20 protein-coding genes are annotated in these 26,420 nt (G+C 37.4%); 7 read left to right on the top strand and 13 right to left on the bottom strand.

Annotation, left to right across the window (positions count from 1 at the left end; genetic code table 11):
- Positions 1-8: 8 nt before the first annotated feature.
- The 11 genes from OLD84_RS03510 to OLD84_RS03460 all read right to left on the bottom strand — a co-directional run bounded on the left by OLD84_RS03510 (position 9) and on the right by OLD84_RS03460 (position 7,512).
- The gene (locus tag OLD84_RS03510) at positions 9-578 is read right to left on the bottom strand and encodes a DUF1129 domain-containing protein (protein ID WP_209461740.1); all 570 of its coding nucleotides are present in this window, start codon (positions 576-578) and stop codon (positions 9-11) included.
- 274 nt (positions 579-852) lie between these two features.
- Positions 853-1,593: a pirin family protein gene (locus OLD84_RS03505; RefSeq protein WP_209461739.1), complete on the bottom strand. Its 741-nt coding sequence runs from the start codon at positions 1,591-1,593 to the stop codon at positions 853-855.
- Positions 1,594-1,731: 138 nt separating this feature from the next.
- Positions 1,732-2,445, bottom strand: coding sequence for a DUF6320 domain-containing protein (locus tag OLD84_RS03500; RefSeq protein WP_209461738.1), 714 nt, complete (start codon positions 2,443-2,445; stop codon positions 1,732-1,734).
- Between the two features lies 1 nt (position 2,446).
- On the bottom strand, positions 2,447-3,715 hold the full coding sequence (locus OLD84_RS03495) for an alcohol acetyltransferase (RefSeq protein ID WP_209461737.1): 1,269 nt from the start codon (positions 3,713-3,715) through the stop codon (positions 2,447-2,449).
- A gap of 574 nt (positions 3,716-4,289) precedes the next feature.
- Positions 4,290-4,550: a type II toxin-antitoxin system RelE/ParE family toxin gene (locus OLD84_RS03490; RefSeq protein ID WP_209461736.1), complete on the bottom strand. Its 261-nt coding sequence runs from the start codon at positions 4,548-4,550 to the stop codon at positions 4,290-4,292.
- Positions 4,543-4,812: a hypothetical protein gene (locus tag OLD84_RS03485; RefSeq protein ID WP_209461735.1), complete on the bottom strand. Its 270-nt coding sequence runs from the start codon at positions 4,810-4,812 to the stop codon at positions 4,543-4,545. The genes OLD84_RS03490 and OLD84_RS03485 overlap by 8 nt, the downstream gene beginning before the upstream one ends.
- 221 nt (positions 4,813-5,033) lie before the next feature.
- On the bottom strand, positions 5,034-5,315 hold the full coding sequence (locus tag OLD84_RS03480) for a hypothetical protein (RefSeq protein ID WP_209461734.1): 282 nt from the start codon (positions 5,313-5,315) through the stop codon (positions 5,034-5,036).
- 182 nt (positions 5,316-5,497) lie between these two features.
- Positions 5,498-5,773: a type II toxin-antitoxin system RelE/ParE family toxin gene (locus tag OLD84_RS03475; RefSeq protein ID WP_209461733.1), complete on the bottom strand. Its 276-nt coding sequence runs from the start codon at positions 5,771-5,773 to the stop codon at positions 5,498-5,500.
- Positions 5,770-6,036 (bottom strand): hypothetical protein, encoded by a 267-nt coding sequence (locus OLD84_RS03470; protein ID WP_209461732.1) that lies wholly within the window; start codon positions 6,034-6,036, stop codon positions 5,770-5,772. Before OLD84_RS03470 ends, OLD84_RS03475 begins: the two co-directional genes overlap by 4 nt.
- 334 nt (positions 6,037-6,370) lie before the next feature.
- Positions 6,371-6,964, bottom strand: coding sequence for a hypothetical protein (locus OLD84_RS03465; protein WP_209461731.1), 594 nt, complete (start codon positions 6,962-6,964; stop codon positions 6,371-6,373).
- Positions 6,965-7,158: 194 nt separating this feature from the next.
- On the bottom strand, positions 7,159-7,512 hold the full coding sequence (locus tag OLD84_RS03460; RefSeq protein WP_245301450.1) for a GNAT family N-acetyltransferase: 354 nt from the start codon (positions 7,510-7,512) through the stop codon (positions 7,159-7,161).
- 174 nt (positions 7,513-7,686) lie between these two features.
- Between OLD84_RS03460 and OLD84_RS03455 the strand changes: the two genes are divergently transcribed.
- The 4 genes from OLD84_RS03455 to phnE (OLD84_RS03440) are packed head-to-tail and all read left to right on the top strand — an operon-like array spanning position 7,687 to position 11,071.
- Positions 7,687-8,655 (top strand): phosphate/phosphite/phosphonate ABC transporter substrate-binding protein, encoded by a 969-nt coding sequence (locus tag OLD84_RS03455; RefSeq protein ID WP_209461730.1) that lies wholly within the window; start codon positions 7,687-7,689, stop codon positions 8,653-8,655.
- A 19-nt stretch (positions 8,656-8,674) separates the two neighbouring features.
- Positions 8,675-9,448 (top strand): phosphonate ABC transporter ATP-binding protein, encoded by a 774-nt coding sequence (gene phnC, locus OLD84_RS03450; RefSeq protein WP_209461729.1) that lies wholly within the window; start codon positions 8,675-8,677, stop codon positions 9,446-9,448.
- A complete protein-coding gene (gene phnE / locus OLD84_RS03445; RefSeq protein ID WP_209461728.1) occupies positions 9,432-10,274 on the top strand; it encodes a phosphonate ABC transporter, permease protein PhnE in 843 nt (280 codons plus the stop codon). Before phnC ends, phnE (OLD84_RS03445) begins: the two co-directional genes overlap by 17 nt.
- Positions 10,271-11,071, top strand: coding sequence for a phosphonate ABC transporter, permease protein PhnE (gene phnE / locus OLD84_RS03440; protein WP_209461727.1), 801 nt, complete (start codon positions 10,271-10,273; stop codon positions 11,069-11,071). The genes phnE (OLD84_RS03445) and phnE (OLD84_RS03440) overlap by 4 nt, the downstream gene beginning before the upstream one ends.
- Before the next feature lie 198 nt (positions 11,072-11,269).
- Here the strand turns inward: phnE (OLD84_RS03440) and OLD84_RS03435 are convergent, their stop codons facing one another.
- A complete protein-coding gene (locus OLD84_RS03435; RefSeq protein WP_209461726.1) occupies positions 11,270-12,070 on the bottom strand; it encodes a PglZ domain-containing protein in 801 nt (266 codons plus the stop codon).
- Here OLD84_RS03435 and OLD84_RS19430 point away from each other — a divergent pair.
- The 3 genes from OLD84_RS19430 to OLD84_RS03425 all read left to right on the top strand — a co-directional run bounded on the left by OLD84_RS19430 (position 12,059) and on the right by OLD84_RS03425 (position 17,148).
- Positions 12,059-12,241, top strand: a complete 183-nt coding sequence (locus tag OLD84_RS19430) for a hypothetical protein (RefSeq protein ID WP_406724848.1) — start codon at positions 12,059-12,061, stop codon at positions 12,239-12,241. The two genes, OLD84_RS03435 and OLD84_RS19430, sit on opposite strands and share 12 nt — an antisense overlap.
- 407 nt (positions 12,242-12,648) lie before the next feature.
- Positions 12,649-13,689, top strand: coding sequence for an FUSC family protein (locus tag OLD84_RS03430; protein WP_209461725.1), 1,041 nt, complete (start codon positions 12,649-12,651; stop codon positions 13,687-13,689).
- A 366-nt stretch (positions 13,690-14,055) separates the two neighbouring features.
- The gene (locus OLD84_RS03425; RefSeq protein WP_209461724.1) at positions 14,056-17,148 is read left to right on the top strand and encodes a hybrid sensor histidine kinase/response regulator; all 3,093 of its coding nucleotides are present in this window, start codon (positions 14,056-14,058) and stop codon (positions 17,146-17,148) included.
- A 116-nt stretch (positions 17,149-17,264) separates the two neighbouring features.
- Here OLD84_RS03425 and OLD84_RS03420 read toward each other — a convergent pair whose 3' ends face one another.
- Positions 17,265-26,330 carry a Cna B-type domain-containing protein gene (locus OLD84_RS03420; protein ID WP_209461723.1) on the bottom strand — a complete coding sequence of 3,022 codons (9,066 nt, stop codon included), beginning with the start codon at positions 26,328-26,330 and terminating at the stop codon, positions 17,265-17,267.
- Positions 26,331-26,420 lie beyond the last annotated feature (90 nt).

Below are 26,420 nucleotides of genomic sequence, written 5' to 3'. Positions count from 1 at the left end.
GCATTAAATTAATCATTTAATTGATATTTGTTCTCTATTTTGTCAACATAGTCCTCTACTAGATATCCATATCGATTATCAACGAGGTAATAGACCGTATCAATTTTTCTGGTTGGATCTTCTGGGTTTATTGTGTTGAATTTACCATCGAATGCCATATCAGCCATTTTTCGTAGCAGAATTTCTGGTTTGAAAAATTTAATATTGACCCTTATATATTTCTTGTCTGATTTGGTCTTATCGAGTATTTTTATTTCATTAAATGATGGTTGCCAATCAATGATGTTTTCATAAAAAACTTGGTTTTCTTTGTTCCTGGAGATTAAAATAAAATACTCAAAGTTTTCTTCATAAGAAGTGTTATATGCACGTTTCAATAATATAACTGCAGCTAAAGTGACAACTGCAATCACTCCAAATGCTAGAGCCATTTCCGTCACTTTCGTCAAGAAGCCTAAAACTGAACCGAATAATGAGAAAACGCCTATAACCATAAGAATATACATAGTAAATTTCTGAAATTTACCTGGTCTTTGTACTTTATTTTCATATTTAGGTTTAAAAAATTTACTGTTCATAATAATAAACTCCTTTGTATTAGGCTCTGTTAATGTTCGTTGATGATTATAAATAAAAAGATAAAAATGCTATTACATTATATAAATTGAAATAAAGACTGTCATATCAATAAAAAAGAGGGTACTGAATCATTTGTGATTTGTATCCTTGGATTTTATATTATTTTATATTTTCTCTCCCTAAACTGAACCCGTTAGGTTTTTATATGACTTTTATCCTTTCTCCACTACCTTTACAGGGAAATACTTCTGATCTTTTTAAATTATATTGCTATTATTCTTGCCTCAAGCCACTAATTGTCCCTTCCATAGACATCGGTGCATTCCTATCGACAAAAAACAATACAATTGTAGTATCTTCATTCGCGACTAGAGGTGGAAGTGGATTGACTAAATCCGTTACAGCCTCTTGTTTGCCAATTGTAAGACCTTGAAGCGTAATTTCGCCGTTCATCACGTAGAGAATTGGTTTATGGCCATCATACGTTGGAACTTCCAACTCTTCTCCAGCTTTAGGGTGTGCGTCTAATATGTAGACGTTTTGTCTCACATAAAGTGGTGCTTCGCTTCCTTCAGGCCCCACCATGACATACCAATTACGATTGTCTACCGGTTTGTCGTGGAATTGAATCTCTGAGGATAGGTTCGTTTCATTTGGTCGGACAAAGATTTGTAGCATTTCAACTTCATCATCCTTCACTTTTTCCTCATGCCAAAAGCTTGCGCCCGCATTCATCATCATTAATTTCCCACGTGCAATCGACGCTTCAAACCCTGCGGAATCTTTATGATGCATGACGCCTGAACCTACATAACTTAAAATTTCATCATTGACATGTTCATGCATCTTAATCGTTAAGCCCTTTTTCATAACCGCATGATCAATGTTAGCTAACGATCCAAATGCAGGATCCGCGGTTTTGTTCCCCAAAATTCCACCTGGCAGAACACGTGTAATGGTGAATGGACCTCTGAACGGCTGCGCATGATTCTCTGCTTCTAGCTTTTTTAACAAGCTAAAAACCCCCTTCTCTCCTTCACATTATATAACAAAATCGATTCACCATGAAGAAAACAGGATCTTCCTTCCCTTCCTGCACTCTAACCCAATAAACCCCTTCAATAGTGAGATAACCCGATTATCAGTCTCACATCATAAATGGAATTTCCTGGCAATCTTTTGCTTGACACGCTCCGGTAAACCATATTTGACGTACAGCATAACTAAAGAAACTGGTAATAATTGTAGTCCCGTAACGATTAACCACCTTAGCAAGTCCGTTTCACCTTGATGACTGCTAATGAAGAAATTTATCCACATGGACAGGATGACAACCGCTACAAAGAAAAAGCCAATGACGTTAAAACCTTTTACTGATAAAGACCTTATAAGACTGTAGTAACACAAACCTATTACGGCTGTCCCGACAACGATAGGAAATGCTAACGGAATAAACCAGTCCAGTTGACCACCGAAAATATCTAATCCAAATAAGAGAACTAACGAAATCAGCGCAATACCGATAATTACCTTATAGAAGTTTTGCACGTAGCCAAATGAAAAATATAATATCCCCCAACCAGCAAGAACACTTAAATTACTGTATCTCGACCATGTAAACGCACCGCTTATCTCATAATTCACATAGAACATGAGACTAACCGCTACGAATATTAATAGGGATACAAAAACAAAGATACGATTCAACACTCTTCGCATATGTGCAGGATAGGGATTGTCAGCTTTAGGGAATTTTCGTTCCACAGGCTCTTTCGACTCATTCACCTTTGGGATATGAAAACCGCATAATGGGCAGGGGTGATTATCTTTTTCAACCGCAACACCACATTTCGGACAATAGGCCATGTTAATTCTCCTCATCATTTGTTTCGATGGATACATCAATTTCCAGTGCGCGAATCCTGCGAAAAAATTCGCGTTCTACCATTCGATTCTTCGATAAATTTCCAAAGGAGATGTTAATATGCTCCTTATAACTAATCACCATTGCTTTTACTTTATTTCCGATACTAGGGGGCGGATAAAACTCAAATCGTTCAATGAACTCCTCCATTTCACTTGGCACTTGAACAAGTCCCAAGTTGGACAAGCCACTTGTATATTTTCCTTCACCAAAAAAGGAATAAAGTGATGGCGCAATAATATTCTTCATTGGCGTTGGCATTAACCGCAAACCCAATGATTCCTCGCCAACTACACTTCGCTTAATGTATTGCTTTAACTTTTTCCGCGTAAGTAATCGTCTAAACTCAATCTTTAATTCTTCAATAATCTCTTCAAATTCGTATTCACCGAGTCTGGCATCAATGGAAGGCGTTATGCTAACAAAGAAATTTCGCATTGTTTCACTTTCAAAAAAAGACCGCATATTAACGGGAACATTAATGACAATTGGTTGTTTGCGATGCATCGTACTTTCTTGAATTTTTAATAGCGTTTGCATATAAACAGCAGTAAGCAATATCGTAATAGACGTATCATATTCTTTGGCTTTCTGCTTTAAGGATTCCAAATTCATAATCCCTGTTGTTATGTAATAATGACCTTTTTTGTCCAGGTCAATTGGAATCTTAAATGACTTGCCAACCTGCGACGTTGAAACAGGAATATCTTTTTCATAGTGTCTTCGAAATGAATTTTCCGTTTCCAGTCTCAGCTGTTCATCACTTACCTGCCCCTTCTGTAAAGGGACGGACTCTTTTAAATGCAAATAATTGGTAACGAGTTCACGTATGAAGTTAAGCGCACCCGTACCATCTGTAATACTGTGAGATAATTCCAAGGAAATTCGTTTATTAAAATATAACACCCTAAACGGAAATGACCCCCGCTTTTTAATTGATAAACTCATACATGGATAATAAACTTCTTCTGCAACTTGTGGGATTTGGTCGGTTCCTTCAAAATAATACCAAAAAAACCCTTGTTTAAGTTGCACTTTATAAAAAGGAAAACGTTCCAAAGTCGACTCAAGAGCCGCTTGAAGAAACCCTGAATCAATTGTAGAAGTGAGCGTTGCAGACACCCGAAAAAGAGTTGTTGCCCGAGATGAAATAATAGACGAATACAATTTTCCTGCATTATCAAGCCTGTACCATAATTGGTCGTCCTCCATCAGCTCTACCTCCTCATTAGAAAACTTGGCATTTACCAAGCTTTTCGGTTAATGCCAAAGCTCGCACTTATGCAGTAAGAAGTTTTTAACTTTCTTATCTGCCGAGATACACTTTTATCAAGCGAATACCCTCTAATGCTAATAATCATACTCTCCTGATACAGTAATATCAATGTTAAAGAAAACTCATGTAATGTTTTTGTCTGTGTTCATCGAATAATTTTCTATATCCGAATCAATCAAAGTGGAAGGGTAAAAAAAAGACTGATATAAAGCCACACTATTGGGGAAACTATACTAATACACGGATATAAATAACTTAGAAGATTTAACGGAGCTTTATTTTTATATGGTAGCGGACAAATCGTTCTATTTGGAATGCAATGGAAAGTACATGAATAAATGCCTCGAGCATGGTGAAATTTTCCTAGTGTTTGTCATAATAGTAGTGTAGGCGTGTGCTATTTCTTTTCTTGCCTCAACATAAAAATGATAAAATCAATCTAAAGCTACTTAACGATAAGTGATTGGTTAGTAATGGGGGTGGAGGATCTAGGAGTCACATTTCTCCAGGTTATTTTACGGCTAAAACAATAATTTCATCATCTACTTTTTCATAATAGAATATAAATTTATGAAGAACAATGCGAGATACTCCTTTATATTTCCCCTGCTCTTCTAGGTATCGTTTGCTTGGGAAAGGATTTAGCAGAAGACTTTCTAATTCTGTTGAAAGTTTTCGTAAATATTCTCTGGTTTCATCTTCGGTATAATATTCACTTTTGTAACGTTTCAGTTTATCTCGTGCAAGTGCAGACAAAACCACTTTATTCATTGAAAAAATCCTTTTCATAGGTAGATTTTATAAATTCACTAATGGTCACGTACCTTCCTTCCTTATAGTCCTTCCTGCTTTCATGGATCATTTGTTTTAATTCTTCATCTTCATCCACTTCTTCTTGAATTGTTTTCTCATTCTCTTCATAAACAAGCGTGAATCTCCCCTTGCCAGGAATTGAAAACCGTGTAAGAGAATTGTCTTTACCCAATTTCTCCAGTTCTTCATATAACTCTTCTGCTGAATTAATATTTTTCATTTCAAACCTCCTCATATGATTTCTAAAAGATTGGTTTTAGTATACTGCTATTTTACTCCTTTTACTCCGCTTGCAATTTACATACGAACCATGGTTTTTCAAAAACTTAACCTTGTAAATTCTTGCGATAAATAATTCTATTATCCTAGATTTATTATCCCGTTTTCATTTAACTTACTAATCCATCAAGCGCGTTTCTTTCCCAAACAAGACGATATCGCTTATTTTCCATCACGGGACCTACGAATAATTTCAAATGCCTCTTCGTCATTTTCAATATAGTCCTGGTCTTGGGCTGCTTTTCTTAATTGACTTAGAATATCCTCATTCGAAAAAATAAGATCTGTCATTCTTTTTCTTTGCATTTCAGTTAATTGCGTCTTCTTTTCAAGGGTAACAGCATAACCCATTTTTTCTTCCAATACATAAACCAGATCTGCAACTTTAATACTTTGCTTATCCTGAACAATGTCATCAAATTGATCTCGCGAAATATATTCCATATCCAACACCGTCCTTTTACGGTAGTATAACATAGGGATAATGAATGATTTCTCCTTATCATCCTCAGAATAATTGAAAAGGGGCTTCTTATTTATATAACCATAGCAGCGTGGTTTTTTTCTAGCTGGAGTTATTTATCAATAAGTGGATTATAAGTTATTGTTTATTATGGTATGGGGTTTCACATTTCTCCAGGATATTTTACGGCTAAAACAATAATTTCATCATCTACTTTTTTATAATAGAATATAAATTTATGAAGAACAATGCGAGATACTCCTTTATATTTCCCTTGATCTTCTAGGTATCGTTTGCTTAGGAAAGGGTTTAGCAAGAGGCTTTCTATATCGCTCATAAGCCGAGCAATAAAATCACGTGTTTCTTCTACCGTATAATGCTCACTTTTATAAAATATCACTTTATTTTCCGCTGTCTCAGACCAAACAACATGCTTCATTTAAAAAAGTCCTTATTATACATGGATTCGATAATTTCACTTGTGGTCTTATATCTTCCTTCCTTATAATCCTTCCTGCTTTCATGGATCATTTGTTTTAGCTCCTCATCTTCTTCCACTTCTTCTTGAATCGTTTTCTCATTCTCTTCATAAACAAGTGTGAATTTCCCCTTGCCAGGAATTGAAAACCGTGTAAGAGAATTGTCTTTACCCAATTTCTCCAGTTCTTCATATAATTCTTCTGGTGAATTAATATTTTTCATTTCAAACCTCCTCATGTGATTTCTAAATGATTGGTTTTAGTATACTGCTATTTTATTCCGCTTGCAATTTCTATTGTACGTTGAAAAATGATTTTCAAGGCCTTTAACAAGGATAAAGTTCAATTATATGAGCAAAAAACTACATATAATATTTTCTATACGAAACTACCATCAAATATTATGCTGACCTTGAGCATTAAGTGTATTAAAAAACCCCAAATCCCTCATACGAAATAAGGGTTGGGATTCATTAAAATTAGTATATAAATCTATTATATTTTCGCTAATCTCTCCTGTGTAGTCTGCCCACAAAGGAGCCACCACATTTCGCTTTTTATTCAAGAGATAGTTCTTCTCCGTCGATGGTCTCGATCATATAATTTTTACCTTCAAGTTCTCCCTTGGGTGCTTTTAGATAATTGCGTGGCATCTTTTCATCAGAAGGCTCTTCATCCTCATCAAACACGACCACTATCTTAATCACATCATCATCCATTTTGACAAGCTGTTCCGTATCTGGACTATGTCCCGCGTATTTTTCATCGCTGATTTGCCAGAGAAGAATATCTTCCTCTTCCCAATCGAAACTACTATCATAGTCCTCTGGATGTTCGTCTTCTGTATAAAACCAGATCCCTGCTTCCGCTCGACGGTCAGGAGACCCCATTATCCATGAAACCTGCTCAAACGAAACTTCATCCTCCGAGGATTGAGGGGCTACAGCTCCTGAGGTGTCAGCCTCTTCTTCCTCCGAAGCAGATTCATCATCCTGTTGGCCTTCACTTTCCATCTCAGCTTTATCCTGCTCGGTTGCATTTTCCTCTCCATTCTCATTTTCACCATGTGCTTCTTCATCAGCTCCACATGCACCCAAAAGCATCACTGCAAATATAGAAATGACGAAAAGCTTCAAATAATGATGTTTCATCCTAACTACCTCCCATTAACTCATCCATACAATTACTGCATCCTTTGATTTTAGTATAAACAAGTATTAAACGCAAAAGTCAAAAAAGTTTCACCATCTTATCGTATCAAAACACACATTTTTTTCACGTACATTTTTTGTTGCCTAGAACGGAGCTACAAAACATTTTTCATAAAGTTGAGGAAGAACCAAATCTAATACATTCTACACATACCATGTGATCCAGGGTAAGTATACCTAAATTCAAATTGTTCATAAAGTTTGTTAGCTGGATCATCCGCTATCAGGCTTACATAAGAGCCGGGGTACGTGTTTTGGTCTAGATAGTTCATTATTTCCTTCATAACCATCTTTCCTAGTCCTTTCCCTTGATAACTTGGTTTTACGACGATATCAACTACCTGAAAAAAAGCTTCTCCATCACCAATTACACGACCCATCCCGATTAATGTGTTTTTATCGTATATACACACTGCAAACAATGAGTTTTTCAAACCAATTGTTGCAGTTTCTTGTGACTTCCCACTTATGCCACCTTCCAATCGCAAATCATTATACTCGATAGGTTGTGGCGGTTTTTAAAACTCTACCTTCTGACAATTGTAAAAAAATTATATTTATCAAATATTAATAAAAATTTACATAATATTAATACTAAATAAACATTTTGTTGTTATAGTGAATTTGTAAGAAGAAATAAATCAAAAAAGAGGAGGAATAAAATGAACAAAATTAAACAAAAAGGATTTGTCCTTTTTATCTATTCAGTATTGACTGTTCTTGTACTAGCAGCATGTGCGGCAGAAGAGAATGGACTAGAGGAAGAACCAAATGATGACGAAGCAAATGAGAATGCAGCAGCAGAACAAGAGAGTTCTAGTGAATGGCCAGAAGAACTTGTCATGGGGGTCATACCTGCTGAAGACCAGACTTCCGTGTCTCCACGTGTAGAACAATTTGGCGATGAATTAGGTGAAGAACTAGAAATTGAAGTTGATGTTTTTATGGGGTCAAATTATAACGCTGTGATTGAAGGGATGAACAATGAACATGTTGACATAGCATTCTTTGGCCCGTTTGCCTACACACTTGCCAATGAACGAAGTGGTGCTGAAGTATTTGCTATTGGTGCTGAAAGTGAAGACGATATTACTTATCAAAGTGCTTTTATCGTACCAGCAGACTCTGAAGCGGAAGATATTTCTGATTTGGAAGGACAAGATTTCTTGTTTGTGGACCCTGCATCTACTTCCGGTCATATTTTTCCCCGGTCTTCTGTGATTGATGAAATAGGGATTACCAATGAAGAAGTAGATTCATACTTTGGTAATATTTCTTTCTCAGGAAGTCATGATGCATCGATCTTATCAGTTATCAACGGTGATGTAGATGGGGCAGGTATTGCCACAGATGTTATGGACGCTATGATTGCTCAAGGTCAAGTGGATGAAGATGATTTCAAAATCATTCATGCTTCTGATGACATTCCACGTGGTCCTGACGCATATCGGGGGGATCTTCCAGAAGACCTTAAAGAGGAAATCAGAGAATTTTATTATGCATATGAAGATGAGCAGTTTTTTGAAGAACGAGGAATTACTGGTTTCTATCCATCAGAAGATGCAGACTATGATATCGTGCGTCAGACGTCTGAGGATTTGGGTATGAGTCCGGAAGAATTGTTAGAATAACAACAGAGGAGAATACACAATGGAAGATGTATTTTTAGAGACGCGAGAATTGACAAAAGTATATCTGGACGGAACAGAAGCATTGAAAAAGATCTCTCTAACGTTCAAACAAGGAGAGTTAGTCTCCATCATTGGTCCAAGTGGTGCTGGAAAGAGTACGTTTCTCCGTTCGATTAACTGTTTAAATAAACCTACTTCTGGAGAAGTACTATTTCAAAACCAAAATATCACTAGGGCCAACGGAAAGAAGTTAAGGTTGATTCGACGGCAAATCGGTATGGTATTTCAAGATTTCAATCTCATAAAACGTTCTAGTACAATCCGAAATGTTTTACATGGGAGACTCGGTTATATGTCATCTTTAAAGGGAGGCATCGGAAGGTTTTCGGAATATGATGTTCATGAAGGCTTAGCTATTTTAAAACGTGTAGGATTGGAAGATCATGCGTTTAAGAGAGCAGATGAACTCAGCGGAGGTCAACAACAACGTGTAGGGATTGCTAGAGCCATTGCCCAAAAACCGTCTTTAATTTTGGCAGATGAACCCATAGCCAGTCTTGATCCTTCTTCTTCAAACAATGTAATGAACTATTTGAAGAAGATTAGTGAAGAAGATGGTATTACAACGATTGTCAATTTGCATCAGGTCGATTTCGCTAAACATTTTGCTCATCGTATCATTGGGATTAAAGCAGGTGAAGTTGTATTTGATGGTCGTCCAAATGAACTGTCTAATCTTATGATCGATGACATTTATTTTCAGGGGGATCGGACATATGAGTATACCTCTTGAGCGAGTAAAATTCCTCCCGTTCAATCAGCGTGAGAAACAGTATGCAGAGTTGAAACGCAGACAGCGCAAACTACTTAAAAATCGGTTAATGATTTGGTTAATTATCGCCGGGTTAGTGATATGGTCCTGGATCGGTACAAGCTTCAGTATGGTGGCTCTCTTTTCCGGAGCCACTAATATAACTGCTTTTATCTTCCAAGATTTATTACCACCAGACTTCTCTACAATTGGATCCTTTGTGAGTCCCGCTCTGGAAACATTATATATGAGTTATATTGGGTTGATATTTTCTTTGGTTTTTTCCATTTTCTTTGGATTTATGGCAGCAAAGAATACGACTATACATCCTATTGCAGCGGTGATAAGTCGGTCGTTCATTGCCTTATTACGCTCGATTCCCGCTATTGTATGGGGTATCCTTCTAGTTGCAGCTATTGGATTAGGCCCTCTTGCAGGTACATTAGCTTTAGGACTAGCGGGGATAGGTATACTTGGCAAAGCATTTTCCGATCTGCTTGAAGAAATTGACCATCACCAAGTAGATGCCGTGAGAGCCACAGGGGCAAGTTGGTTGCAAATCATGGGGCAAGGTGTATGGCCACAATTTAAACCCGGTTTTGTATCCTGGTCCTTATACAAAATGGATTTAAATATTCGGGAAGCAGCGGTGTTGGGAGTCGTAGGTGCAGGAGGAATTGGTTATACCTTGGAAAGCAGTATTAATTTATTTCAGTACCGACAGACTACGGTTGGAATTTTATTTATTTTTGTACTCATTCTGATCGTTGAATTCACAACAGCCAAGATACGGGAGAGGATTTTATGAATGAGATGTCTGAGCACAAAAGCAAACTGACCAAGTGGATTTTAGGTGGTTTAGCAATATTATTTCTAATTATAAGTATGCTGCAGCTGGATATTGTACCAGAAAAAATAGTGAACAGTTTCTCCAGAACTCAAAATCTAGTGGATCATATGCTACCACCTACCATGGATGAACCATCCAATGTAATGATGGCCGCTATTGAATCTTTACAAATTGCTGTTATGGGAACGATGTTGGGGATCATATTTTCTATTATATTGTCTTTCGTTGCTGCTAAAAATATGACTCCACACATTTCTGTCAGTTATTTAGTCAAATCTTTTGCAGCATTTGTAAGAGCTGTTCCAGCATTGATCTGGGCTCTCCTGTTTATTATTGCTGTGGGACTCGGACCTACTCCGGGCATTCTAGCTTTGGCTGTGAATAGTATCGGTATGCTTGTAAAAGTATATGCCGAATCAATTGAGGAAATTGAAGTTGGTGTTATTGAAGCGATTAAAGCAACGGGAGGTAGTACATTTCAAGTCATAATGCAAGGTATTATTCCTACGATTATGAGTACCTTTATTTCGTGGTCCGTGTTCCGATTTGATATTAATCTGCGCTATGCAGCTGTTCTAGGTGTTGTTGGTGCCGGGGGCATTGGATGGGAACTTGTCCGTGCTTCACGCATGATTGCATACAATGAGATGCTTGGTATTACAATTGTCATGTTTTTTATGGTAGTGGGAGCAGAATATTTGACCAGATTTCTAAAGCATCGTGCAGACCTTGCCACAATTAAGGCTTCCGAGTAATGATTATAGATAGAATAAAAGCCGAGGACACTAGTTCTCGGCCTTTATTGTGCGACAACAGTTTCATCGTCTACTACCACTTTTTTTCTTGGCAATCTTTCTCTTATTCATTCCATTCAAATACATTTTCTGTTTCAATTTCAACCTAATTACTCCTGATTCAGTTTTTTAGTGTATTTTCTATCCCATCGCAGATACCTATTCCCCAGCAAACGCAATATCTATATGAAACGGATACCGTTCATAAAAACCATCTGTCTTCTCGTCCTCATCTTCTAAAACAAGATAGTACGTTTTCCGCTTGTCATAAGTCATTGATTTGAATACAAATTTCTCACGATATGTCCTATCTCCTGGTTGGGATGAAACACTCTCAGCGATTATAATATTCTCATTTGAAACACGTTGTCCGTTTTCATCCACGAAATACAATTTCAGGAGGAGCGGCAATTTCTTGTCCTCAATCTTGGCTGTTTGCAGAAACGTCAAATACGTAATGGTATTGGTGATTTTGCGCGTTGGCGTCGTCAGTTTCACATCTACTCTACGTGCTTTATTCGCTGACGAACGACTGCGATCATTTTTGAACGTAATAACAGGAACCACGATTTCCTGTAGCATCACTCCACCATGTACAAAATTCGCCCCCGCTCCCTGGACAGCAAATCGACTAATGCCCTTTGGAACAGTGACAAACAAGTCTTTCTCCTGCTCCCTAACGTCATCCATTGCATAGGTTAAGGTTCCCTCCACTTCCACTGGTTCATCAGTTATCATAAAGCGGCGTTTGGCAAGCACTGCATCATCTATGTGCTTCGGTGTCTTCTGACTCTTGGTAAGCGCATCTCGTTGATACATAAATCCATGATCTGCGGTTATAACAATGTTCGATGCACTGACATTCTGCACCAGCTTATTAACAAGCACGCGTATATCATTGATCGTTTCCTCTGCTGCTTGGAAAACTTCCATTTCCGTTGACGCGTTATTACAAAGCATCCCCACAAAGATTCAATTGAATACATCAAAACATATTATGATAATGAGAAAAATGATTATGTTCTAGTAGCTGTACGGGCTACTAATTCCGGAGTTATGTTTGCTAGGACTTTATTTGTTATAAATAAAAATAAAGTAAGAAGGTATAGAGAAACAGGTGCTTTAAATTAAGTATAACAAGGAATGAGATAAACAAAAGCCATAGCGGGAATGCTATGACTTTAATATACAAGGTTTAGGCGGGGTGGCACTCCCGCATCTCCAAACAAAGGGTGATGGCTGCCTGTTCCATCCTCTGAAACCCTTGCAATAATATTATATGCTTTATCTATTATTAATATATCATTAATCGTTGACTTTCTCAATAATTACTTATTCTGAGGTTGTTAAGAGATACACTTCTTCTAAACCACGCCGCCAGATAACAATTGATGTTTACAGGAGTAGCTCGGATTGGATGGTTCATTTATCAAATGTTCGCCTACATATGGATAGCTTTGCCAGGAAATGATACTATTATCATATAAATGTAAAATGAAACTGCAAGAAGAATGGGTCTTTTTCTAGGAGGAAAATAAGTGAGTTTTAATATTGGACCGAGGATGATGAAAACCGGTTTGGCTGTTGCCTTAGCAATATTGGTAACAGAGAGTCTGAATTTCGAACTCGGAATGGTCGCTGTCCTCACCGCCGTCATCGCGATGCAGCCTTCCATCATGCGATCATTCACCTACATTAAAGAAACTGCGTTGTCCACGCTGATCGGGGTTGTATTTGCATTAGCTGGAGCATATATACTTGGTTTACATCCGGTTTCTATTGGTATAACGGTGATCATTGCGATTGCGGTTAACATCAAGATGGGCTGGGTGAAGACAGTTAACATTACGATTTTGACCATCGCGATTATCATGCTTTCTGGCGATGAACAAATTCATTTAATGTACCTTATTGAACGCTTATCCTTAATTTTCATCGGTATTTCGTCTGCATTTTTAGTAAATGCATTTATTTTTCCGCCAAATCATCAAAAACTGCTTTATAATATGATTAAAAAATCATTGGATAAAACGAGTTTTTTATTACGGGTTATTCCGAATAAAACAATGAAAGTTCGAGAGCTGAGACAAAGGGAAGGGGATTTGGATAAGGATCTCAAGGAAATAAGTGATTATCTCGAAATTATCGATGACGAAAAAAGCCGAATGTTCATTCGAAACCGGTACCATTTTATGCGTGATATTGTGGTTTTCAGACAGATGTATAAAGTGGTCGACCTTGAAGCTGATTTAATTGAAAATCTGGAAGAAAAAATAGATAAGATTGAGGAAATATCACCAAACCAGTCCTTTTTGGTCAAAAAGTTAGTCACTAAGATTGTCGAGTACCATGAGAATATTATACTGACATACGAAGACAAAATAACTGTACAAAAAACACTTCAAAAAGAAAGCTTTACAGCCATGAATTTAACCATTAACGACCTAATCAATGAATTACAGCAATCCGAAATTGAAAAATGGATTGAAATTTTCCCTGTAGCAAGCAGTATCGTTAAGCTAATGGTAGAACTTGAAAAATTGGACAAATATATCCGAAAGCAGGAGCGGACGTTTTAGTTGGATCCAAACACACTTTGGAAAATGCTTGCAACACAATGGTTGCAAGCATTTTCTTAATGGATGCTACCACTATCTAAAACTTGCTTCTTGTTGATCAGCGACCTCTTCGATTTCCCCTCATTAATAGAGAAATTTACCCTCAACCGTCCTTTCAAAATATCTTTCCATACCGCTTTTGATAATCAATCTGCACATCAAAGACATGCTTGTTGTAAAAATACTTCAACCGGTTAACGTGGTCGAAATCTCGTTTTACGATACCAGTAATCCATAACCGCTAACATAACAATGTTATATTCTTTATAATTAATCTATAATAGTAGTAGAATATAACTTATTTCTATTAAAGGACTGAAATTGATCATGACTAATGATAAACCAATGTCGACGAAGAAAATTCTCCTTATAATTAGTTTATTCCTACTTATACTTAGCAGTTTTCGCGTTGGTTGGGTTATCTATCATGAATCTCCCGATAACCCGCCTGCCGAAAAGGGTGTAATTGATTTAACGAATTGGTCATTTAATGATAATCAAACCCTCACACTTGATGGTGAATGGGAATTTTACCCAAGTCAATTCCTAAATCCTGATTCAGATAATAATCAATATAAAGAGGAACAGAAGAATTTTATATCAGTTCCAGAAGATTGGAGTGAAGAATTCGCTGATAACGAAATACCCGCTCATGGTTATGGTACGTATCATTTAAAAATCCTTCTTCCTGAAGATGAGCAGGAACTATACGGCATTCGATTTGAAAGAAATACAGCAGCTAGCAAGGTGTATATAGATGGGGAGTTAGTAACACAATCCGGTCAACCTGCGGAATCTGCGAATGATTCAGAGGGAAAACCTGGTCCATTTAACACATTATTTCATACAAGCAATAATGAAGTGAACCTGACGATACATCTATCCAATCATGAAATTCCCTTCTGGGGTGGAATCTCTGAATCTGTTAGAATTGGTACAGAATCAGCAATTACGCAAGAATCGACAGCGTCATCAACCTTACAAATTGTTGTCAGTGTCATTTTACTGTTACACGGTGTGTATGCTTTTAGCGTATATTATTTTGGTAAAGGAAGGTACCAAAAAGAATTTTATTACGGTTTAATGCTTCTAATAAGTGCTTTTACTATTTTAATAGACGATGATATTGTATTACAACTACCAATTCATATTGAAACCTATTTCAAACTACTACTATTTTTAATGAATAGTACCTTAATCGTTATGCTTACTTTTATTAAACACTTATTTCAGTTGAAAACACGATTTTTTTCATTTCTTGTTACGCTATATATCCTTTTATCCATCAGTGAATGGATCGTTCCTTTTGAACATTTTCTCTATTTTGGAATATTCGTTGCAATTTTCTATATTTTGGGGATTATATTTTTATTTGTCAAAACAATACAATTTATTCGAAATGGCTCTATGGATGCCATCTTTATACTTCTTTTCATTACAAGTTACACTTCAAACACAATTTGGGGGGCATTAATCAAACTTAACTTGAGTAACATTCCTTATTATCCATTTGATTTTATTATTTCCATTATTGCTATCGCATTTCTCTTATTTAAACGGCATATTGATATGACTCGTTTAAATGAAGAACAAACGAAAGAGCTTCAGGAGGCAGATAAGAAAAAAGATGAATTTTTAACGAACACTTCACATGAATTACGAAATCCACTCCATGGGATGATCAATATAACGCAAACGATTCTGAATGATGAAACAGAATCATTAAGCCCAAAAAACAAGGAGAGTTTAAAAACACTTGTACGTGTAGGTAAGAGAATGACATATACACTGAATGATATTGTTGATATAACACGATTACAAGAGTATCATATTCAGCTGGTCAGAAAACCTGTTAGCCTTAATACGACTGCCTTTGGTGTAATTGATATGATCCGTTTTATGACAGAGGCCAAAGACTTACAGATACAACTAAATATTCCAGATTCTTTTCCTAAGGTAGATGCAGATAAAAATCGCTTGATTCAAATTTTATTTAATTTAATCCATAATGCTGTCAAATATACGAATCATGGACGGATCACCATAGAAGCTGATCACAAAAATGGAATGGCTACTGTTTACGTGAAAGATACTGGAGTTGGAATGAGCGAAGAAATCAGAAGAAAAGTTTTCCAGGCTTATACACAAGAAGATAGCAGTATGACTTCCATTGGAGGTGGGATCGGGTTAGGGCTCAGTATTTCCAAGCAATTAGTGGAACTGCATGGTGGTGAGATCTCTGTAGAATCAACCCTTTTGAAAGGATCTATTTTTTCTTTCACCTTACCATTAGCAGGCAAGTCGACAAAAGAAACAAAAGATGGTCTAGAAGCAGCTGCATCCATTCATCCAGTTGAACTGTCCACTGAATCGGATAAAATAGTCAGTGATTCTGCTGCGTCTTTATCCAAAACCTACAGAAGCATAGCTAAGATATTGGTTGTTGATGATGATCCAATTAATTTACAGATTTTATCTAATATACTTTCGGCCGAATATTATGTTGCTACAGCAACGAACGGAAAAACAGCTTTACAACTTATTGATGCAGAAGAATGGGATTTGGTCATCTCTGATGTGATGATGCCGAACATGTCCGGCTATGAATTAACGCGAATTATTCGTGAGCAGTTTTCTGTATCCGAACTGCCTATATTGCTTTTAACTGCACGAAACCAATCGGAAGATATTTATACAGGGTTTCTTTCAGGTGCTAACGATTATGTAACGAAACCGATGGATACAATGGAATTGACAGCTCGCGTTAAAGCTTTAACGGATGTGAAAAAGTCAGTTCATGAGCAACTCAGGATGGAAGCTGCCTTGCTCCAAGCACAAATCCATCCACACTTCTTATTTAATACAATAAATACTATTGCTTCACTAAGTGAAATTGATACAGCCAGAATGGTTAAACTTCTAAATGAATTTGGCAATTATTTACGAAGAAGCTTTAATATAAATACAACAAAAATGCTAGGTCCTTTAGAGAACGAGCTTGATCTTACTCGCTCTTATTTATATATTCAACAAGTACGTTTTGGAGATAGGCTGCAAGTCAAATGGCAGGTAGATGATTTACTTATTGAAGTTCCGCCATTATCCATACAACCAATTGTTGAAAATGCTGTAAATCATGGTGTACTTCATCGAGTAAATGGTGGAACCGTTTCTATTCACATTACGGACCATGGCTCCTACGCTCAACTAGCGATTATAGACGACGGCGTAGGAATAGAGCCAGAAAAATTACAAGAAATCCTTAGTGAGAAAACGAACATTAAAGATGGGATTGGAATCGCAAATACAAACCGCCGATTAAAGAAACGATACGGGAAAGGGTTGGTTATCCAAAGCACACCTAACCACGGAACTACCGTGACGTTTCAAATTCCGATTAAAGAAGACTTAAGTAGATAAATAGAATTTGTATATATTATCAAATAAGCAAAAAAGCTTTTCACATACTTAGATGTGAAAAGCTTTTTTGGTTTTTACGAATTAAAGAAATGATTCGTTTTAATGAGTATGCCATATTATGAAGCTTTTTCTTTCCTTCTATAAGCTAGTAATATAACAATCCCAACGATTAACAACCCAATTCCAAGCACAAGTAAATTAAACATATTTGTTGCTGTATCTGGTAATTTACTGCCAGTATCTCTAGCTGTATCTGCTGGTTCTGTTGTACCTGATACTTCTTCTGCTGAACCACTTGGTTTGTCTGTAGAATCAGGTGTAGTTCCTCCTAGCTCTTCCGTTTCTGGAGTAACAGGTATTACAGTGTTTGTGATGTCATAACCTTCCACTCTCGATTCGTAACCTTCTACAGTATCCTCTGAAACAGAGTAAACGACCTCTTTTCCAGCTTCGTATTTCGGCAAGTTTGTGAAGCTATAATTCCAATCATCAGCTTCGGTTACTTCAATTGAATGAACGACTTCTCCATTTGCCAAAATATTAACTATAATGGATTCTGGACGAGTGTTGTCCTTGTTATCAGCATCTTCCCATGTCTTTGTACCAGAGATTTCTATTTCTTCCGGTGTGTAGGCATTGGTGATGATGATGTTTCCATGATCAGCATCATTCACTGTTGTTTCATACTCGGGTACTTCTGTTAATTCAACTACTGAATAATCAATTGTTTCTCCTGCTACTTTTTCATCCAGTTCCGTCCAAGTGTGTGTCCAGTTATTTTCATCAGAAAGCTCTACTGCCTCACCTTGTTCTTCACCGTCTGCTGTTAATTGAACTTCGATTACTTCCGGGCGGATGCTATCTTGATTGTTTGCATCATCCCAGTTTTTTGTTACCGTTACTGCTGTTTGTCCTGGTGTGTATTGGTTCGTCATGTCGAATCCATCGATTGTTTGTGTATATCCTTCTACAGGGTTCTCTGTAACCGTGTAAACAATCTCTTCACCCGCTTCGTATTTTGGTAAATCTATGAAACTATATTCCCAATCATCTTCTGCGGTTACTTCAACTGAATCAACTTGCTCACCATTTGCTAACAGGTTCACTGTAATTGAGTCTGGACGATTACCATCTTGATTGTCAGCGTCATCCCATGTTTTTATTCCAGTTATTTCTGTTGTTTCTGGTGTGTAGCTGTTTGTAATATTAAATCCGTCGATTTCGGTTTCATAAGCTTCTACAGTTTCTTCTGTGATTGTGTAATCTATTTCTGTTCCATCTTTATATTTCGGTAGATCTGTGAACATATAGTTCCAATTGTCTGCTGCTGTTACTTCAGCAGTATCAACTAAGTCACCATCAGCATGTAGATTGACTGTAATCGATTCTGAACGGATACCGTCTTGGTTGTTCGCATCATCCCATGTTTTCGTACCATTTACATCAATCATTTCAGGTGTATGGGTGTTCGTGATATCAAATCCGTTTATTTCGGTTTCATAACCTTCTACCTCATCCTCTGTAATTGTGTAAGTTATTTCTTCACCTGCTTCGTATTTCGGCAAGTTTTCGAAGTTGTAGCTCCAATCATCTTCTTCTGTTACTTCTTCTGAATCAATTGCTTCACCATTTGCATGGAGGTTCACCGTGATTGATTCTGAGCGGATGCCGTCTTGGTTCTCAGCATCATCCCATGTTTTTGTACCAGTTACTGCTGTTGTTTCTGGTGTGTAACTGTTTGTAATGATAATATTTCCGTGATCTTCGTCATCGGTAGTCGTTTCATATTCCCCTAACTCTGTAACTTCTACAACAGAGTAAACAATTTGTTCACTAGCTGCTTTTTCATCTAGTTCCGTCCAAGTGTGTGTCCAGTTGTTATCTTCAGATAGCTCTACTGGTTCACCCTGGTCTTCCCCGTCAGCTGTTAGTTGAACTTCAATCGTTTCTGGTCGGATGCCATCTTGGTTAAACGCATCATCCCAGTTCTTCGTTACCGTTACTGCTGTTTTGCTTGGTGTGTATTCGTTCTTGATGTCGAATCCATTGATGGTTTGTGTGTAATCTTCTACTGTGTTTTCTGTAACTGTGTAGACGATTTCTTCACCTGCTTCAAACTTCGGTAACTCTGTGAAGCTGTATGACCAATCATCATCTGCTGTTACTTCAGTAGAGTCAATTGGCTCGCCATCCGCTAACAGGTTTACGGTGATTGATTCTGGGCGAATGCCGTCTTGGTTATCGGCGTCATCCCATGTTTTCGTACCATTTACATCGATTACTTCAGGTGTATGGGTGTTGGTAATATCGAATCCGTCTATTTCAGGTTCGTATCCTTCCACCTTATTCTCTGTAATCGTGTAATTTATTTCCTCGCCTGCTTCGAATTTCGGCAGGTCTTCAAAGCTATAGTTCCACTCATCTGATTCTGTTACATTTACTGACTCGACAAAGTTGTCGTTTGCAAATAAGTTTACTGTAATTGCTTCCGGACGAATGCCATCTTGGTTATCGGCGTCATCCCAATTTTTCGTACCAGTAATATTAATTTCCTCAGGTGTATGATTATTCTTTAGGATGAGATTGCCATGATCTTCATCGTTTACTGCAGTTTCATATCCTTCTGGTACATTAAGTTCTTCAACAGAGTAGTTAATTGCTTCACCATCTGCATTTAATGGAAGACTATCCCAAGTATACGTCCATCCATCTTCTGCATCTATTTCTACTGGATATCCTGTTGCTTCGCCATTTGCTGTTAATTGAACTTCGATACTTTCTGGTCGGATACCATCTTGGTTATCGGCATCGTTCCAATTTTTTATTACGGTTGCTGTTGTTTCTTCTGGTGTGTAAGAGTTTGTCACTACAAATCCATCATCATCCGCTTCAACCGAAGTAGAATATTCTGGAACGGTTAACTCCGTAACACTGTAGTTAACCTCCGTCCCATCTTCATACACAGGAAGATTGGTGAATGTATGCTCCCAATCACGAGCTTCGTTTAATATTGATTCTTCAACAATTGTACCATCTGCAAGAAGAATTACTCTCACATTTGATGCACGAACGCGATCTCTGTCTTTATCATCATCCCATACTTTGGTAACAGGAATTTCTGTTACTTCAGGCGTATAATTATTTGTAATAATGATGTTACCGTGATCATTATTATTCACTGTTACTGTATATTCTTCAGGTACATCTTGTTCTACAACCGTGTATTCAATTGCTTCCCCGTCTTCATTTAAATCTAATCCAGTCCATTGGTGCGTCCAATCATTGGATGCATCTATTTCTACTGGATCTCCAATTTCTTCATCATTTCCAATAAGCTGTACTTCGATTGTATCTGGTCGATTACCATCTTGATTGTCTCCATCATTCCATGCTTTTGTTACGGTTACTGCAGTTTCTTCTGGTGTATAGCTATTTGTGATAACAAATCCATTCTCATTGTCTGGATCGGCATCAATGGAAGCCGTATAATTGGCTACGTTATTTTCTGTCACTCTATAATTAATTTCTTCCCCATTTTGATTTACTGGAAGATTAGAGAATGTGTGCTGCCAGTCATTTTCATCATCTAAAACGGTTGTGCTGACAACCTCTCCATTAGCTAATAGATTGACTGTTACATTATCATGACGGATCCCATCTTGATTATCCGCGTCATCCCATGCTTTACGAACCGTTCTTTCCGTTGTTTCGGGTTCATAACTGTTTGTAATCATAATATTTCCATGGTCCGCGTCATTTACAGAGACTTCATAGCCTTCTGCAACTTCAATTTCTTGAACCGTATACTCGATTGGTTGACCATTTGCATTGGCATCTAATTCTCCCCACGTATGTGTCCAATTCGATTGATTTAGCGTTACAGGCTCACCATGGGCTTCTCCATCTGCTGTTAATTGAACTTCAATGCTTGTTGGACGATTACCATCTTGGTTAGTGGCATCATCCCAACCTTTTGTTACGGTTACACTTGTTTCACCAGGTGTATAGGAGTTTATTACCGTATAAGCTGGTTCTTCCTCTGTTCCAGTAAATTTAACATCTGTTGAATAATCAGTCACTGTATCTTCCGTGACGCTATAGCTGATTTCTTCACCATTTTCATATACTGGAAGATCGGTGAATAGGTGTTCCCAATCTTTATCTTCATTTAATACAGTCTGACTTTCAATCTCACCGTCAGCTAATAGATTTACCGTTACGTTAGTTGGACGGACACCGTCTTGATCATTTGCATCATCCCATGATTTACTTACAGCTATTTCCGTTGTTTCTGGTTCGTAACTGTTTGTAATGATGATGTTTCCGTGGTCATCGTCATTCACGCTTACTTCATAGTCTTCTGGAACTTCAATTTCTTGAACCGTATACTCGATTGGTTCACCATTTGAATTAGCATCTAGTTCATTCCATGTGTGGGACCAATCAGATCCATCTAGAGTTACAGGATTACCGTGTTCCTCACCGTTTGCTAAAAGTTGAACTTCGAGTGTTTCTGGGCGATTACCGTCTTGGTTGTCTGCATCATCCCATGCTTTTGTTACGGTCACACTTGTTTCTCCTGGTGTATAGGAGTTTATTACCGTATAAGCTGGTTCTTCCTCTGTTCCAGTAAATTTAATATCTGTTGAATAATCAGTCACTGCATCTTCCGTGACGCTATAGCTGATTTCTTCTCCATTTTCATATACTGGAAGATCGGCGAATAGGTGTTCCCAATCTTTATCTTCATTTAAAACAGTTTGACTTTCAATCTCACCGTCAGCTAATAGATTTACCGTTACATTAGTTGGACGGACACCGTCTTGATCATTTGCATCATCCCATTCTTTGGAGACTGAAACTTGAGTCATTTCCGGTGCATGAGAGTTAGTGATAGTTATATAGCCATCCTCATCAACATCAATTGATGACTCATAACCATTAGGTACATTAACTTCTTCAACTGTATAGTCAATTATTTGTCCATTAGACTGATACTCATCTAAATCTGTCCAAGTATGTGCCCACTCGCTGTCATCTGAAAGTGTCTGCGCATCTCCAACTTCCTCATCGTTCGCGAGCAACTGAACTTCAATAAATCCCGGACGTAAATCGTCCTGGTTGTCAGCATCATCCCATTCTTTAGTAACTGAGATATCTGTTTTTATCTTAGTGTTTAAAAATTCCGATTCATAAACATGTTCTTCATTACCGTATGGCTCAGTAACCTCGATTACTTGCTCTTCTTCATCAATGGTATAGCCAGTAGGTGCTTCTACTTCTTGTAAGTAATATGTTCTAAGTGGTAAGTTACCAATCACGATTTCACCATTTTCTTCTATTTCAAACTGGTCGCCAAATTGCACACGCTCTCCGTTTAAATCATAATACAACTCGAACGTAGCTGAATTATTTTCAATTGGGTCTCCTGTTTCAGAGTCGGCTTTGACAATTTGCAATGCCCCGCGGTTTTCGTTAAATTCACCAGATACCCAACTAAATTCTTCTGCAGTCAGTTCTTGAGAACTAATAGAATCTACTTCAATATCTTCTCCATTTAAACTAACTTCGTTGCTGACTGTATCTCCATCCTCTGCTGTGACTACTGTTGTATAGTTTAGAGTCAGTGCTTGGTTTAGTGCTTGGTTTAGTGATTCACTAAGTTCAATTGAAAGGATTGTTCTATCATCTTCAGTTTTGGTATTCGAAAAGATGTAGTCTTCGCCTTCATTTAGTGAATTACCGTCTCCTGTTGAAATCTCAAGTGTGCCTTCCACATATTCCATTCCATCACTAATGATATCTTTAATTTCTGCATTATTGATAATGGATAAGCTATCATTTACTTTAACTTCCCAATTAACTTTATCACCAATATAAACTTCAGAACCTTCTTGCCCAATCGCTGATTTATCTAAGAAGTTATTATAGTTATCGTAGCTGACTGTACCAGTATACGGATACTCGTCATCACCAACTGAAACTGTCGCTTCGTTCGTATAATTTTCTTGGGAAATGTTTGGTACTGTTGTTGTAAATTCAACAACATATCTTTCGTCGACAGTAAAATCATCATTGAATGTTAAAGTAAACTCGTCACCAGCGTGCTCAATTGTATAGTCTTCGTTCTCAGTTAGTACAGTAGCGTCCTCAGAAATTGATGTGTCACCATCGGCATCAACATCATAAACAGTCACTGTGACACTACCTTCATCAATCGCACCTTCATACTCCAAGGTATCTGTAATCACAACACCTGTTCCAAGATTTTGTTGTTGGTAGTTAGTAAATAGTTGCCAAGCAATTTTTCTTTCCGAACCGCTCTGCCAATCATTATCATTTACTATATTTCCTTCTTCATCGACGCTTACGAGCTGACCTTCCTTTTTACCACTGTTCCAGGAGTCTTCTCTCACCTCTACATAATCAGCTCTAACTGGTTCGAAGTCATTTTCATTAACAGTGGTTCCAGTGAATAGAGCCTCGTTATCATATATTTGATTTTGCTCTTCACCTTCATGTGGATCTAGAAAATCACCTTCGACTTCCTCTTGTGGATCATAGGACGTTTTATACGTGACAATTACATTATTATTTAATGGTAAAGTGCGGTCATCAAAATCAAGCGTAAATCCTTTTTGATAGCCCGTTTCCCCATCCTCTGTATTTGGAGAAAGATCAACGCTACCTGTAATATCCTGACCGTCTACTGTAATACTCAATGTACCTGGTAATAGAATCAATCCCTTATTAGGAAATGTGTCTACTATTTGCAGCTCATCTATAGCTTCACGTCGAGGATTAACTGTAAGTTGCCATTCCATGGTCTTTTCATTGTAGTTTATGCTATCTTCTACATAAGTCTTTCCAAAAGAGTTTCCTGGTGGATTAATTTGTGCACCAGTATCATGGTCACCTTCACCGATACCGTCCCCGCCTATGCCAACAGCATTTTTGAAACTATCAATCTCAAAATCTTCAATCTCTGTTGTGTACTCTATCGTTATATGTTGTGTACCAACATCACTAAGATTGATAACAACTTCTTGTTGATCATCATCTATGATTTCAATATCTGCTTCTACAGTAACTTCATTTTCGTTAGTAATTACGATATCTTCTTCCGTGATGCTTAAGCCTGCTGGAATCATGTCTGTAATTACAAGTTCATTAAGCGGATGTTGCGCTTTGTTTACATCAATTGTCCAACTTAACGTTTTATTTTCATAGTCAACATTAGATTCACCTGATTTTTCTAAAAGCGGTTCTCTATTAAATTCAACAGTTGTATCATCTTCAGCCAGTTCTTCATCACCATCTTTTAAAGTGGCAACGTTAGTAAAGCTGTTTTCACGTTGATATTCACTTTCGTTAACCTCTTCATAATCAATATCTGTACTAAAGTTGATTACATAATGTTCATTTGCATCTGTTCCTCCAAGTTCAATTGGGAAATCATTTGTATCAATTCTTATACTTTCATCATGAGAACCATCAACATATTTTTCAACTGTTAATGTGTCTCCATCGACAGTCAATCCTGCTGGTAGATCATCATCAATGATTGCACTTTCGATATTAAAACCATTCTCATTTGCTACGATTGTCCAATCTATTTGACCTGTTTCATTATTATATGAACCAGACTTTTCAACTGGATTACTTGCAGTCAGACCAGACACAGTCGCGTCTGCAAGCAAATTCTCTTCACCATTGTAAAATGTAGCATCATTTGTGAATTCTGTTTGATCCCTATCAGTAACAGCCGTAGCATATTCTATACGATATCCTTGATAAGGCTCCAAATCATCAAATGCAAAGTTGAATTCATTACCATCAACACTTGGTGAAATATCATCAACTACTTCACCAATAGCTTTGTCACCATTTAATCCAGTAGATAATTCTGTTACAACGAAATTCTCTGGAGAACCTAGACCATCAGGTAAAACGTCTGATAATGTAGCATCAGATACTGCTTCATCACTGTTATTAATTACCTCGACAGTCCAAGTAATTTCACTTGCGTTGTGACTTTGATCTGGATGTCCTTCTTTTGTAATATCTTCTGCAGTATTAGTGGGTCTAGCCATAACATTAATCTCTGTATTATCTGAGTCACTAAATTGAATGACTTGTTCAATGTTTTCTTCAAACTTTTGTAAGTTAAAGTCTAAATTCAAGCCAACTTCTCCGTTGGAAACATCACCATCTTCAATAGTGTCGTCAAATACAAATATCAATTCACCATCTTGAATACTGTACGTTCCAACTGTGGTACCACTTGTAACTATAGGTGTGTTCGGTGTAGTGACTTGTTCAAAAGTATCAGGTAACTGCATTGAAACAGTGTCTCCGCTTTGAACATCAAGTCCTTCGGTATCCCAAGCAAATTCAATCTCTACTTGTGTTCCATCACTAATGTCGACAAATGATCCATCCACAATTTCATTACCATAATGAGTCAAACTTACGAAAGTGAATATATTTTCTGAAAGATTCCCATCAAGTGATTCTACTGCTGAGGCATTAAAAGTTGTAATGTCTTCCTCCAGCGCATTGTCTTCTTCAACTATTTCCTCAGAATTCAACGATTGTTCGTCAGATTCGTCAATCGCTTCTGCTTCTTGCTTCTCGGGGTCTTCTTCTGTTGCTGCTTCTTCAAACTCTTCTTCAACTACTTCTTCCTCTTGATTTGCTTCTGACCCCTCTTCTTCAACAGCTTCTTCACCCTGATCTGCTAGTTGTTCAACCGCTACAGCATTTACAACAAAGGTTCCTTCTGCTGCTGTGTATTCCTCAACCACATCATTAAAACTAACCGACACTTCTCCATCCATAGCAGCCTGGTAAGTTCCAACTTCTTTCTCACCATCTGTTAATGCACCCTGTTGTTCCTCTTCCATATGTAATTCATCTGGAAGTAAAAATGAATCAGTGCTTCCCTCTTCTACTTCTACATGCTCAATTGACCAATCAACATGAACATTCACTGCTGATTCGCCATCCATTTCGTCATTATTTACTGCTTTTCCATCTTCATCTGTGAACGATATTCCAGTAAAAACGCTTTGCTCCGAATCCGATCCCTCTGCTGCAGCTTGTGAGGGTAAAAATAAACTACCGGAAATCGTCTGAAAGGTCAGCATAAATATAAACAGAATGCTTAATCGTTTGTTCATTTCCACATACTCTCCTTCCTTATATGAATAGCACTAATGCCATACCCAAGAGACAGTATATAAGGTAATACTCTACAAATTATCTACAAA

Origin of the sequence: Virgibacillus natechei (assembly GCF_026013645.1) — a bacterium.
GTDB lineage: Bacteria > Bacillota > Bacilli > Bacillales > Amphibacillaceae > Virgibacillus_L > Virgibacillus_L natechei.
The sequence above is the reverse complement of the archived record's forward strand: the minus strand, read 5'-3'. Positions and strand labels throughout refer to the sequence as shown.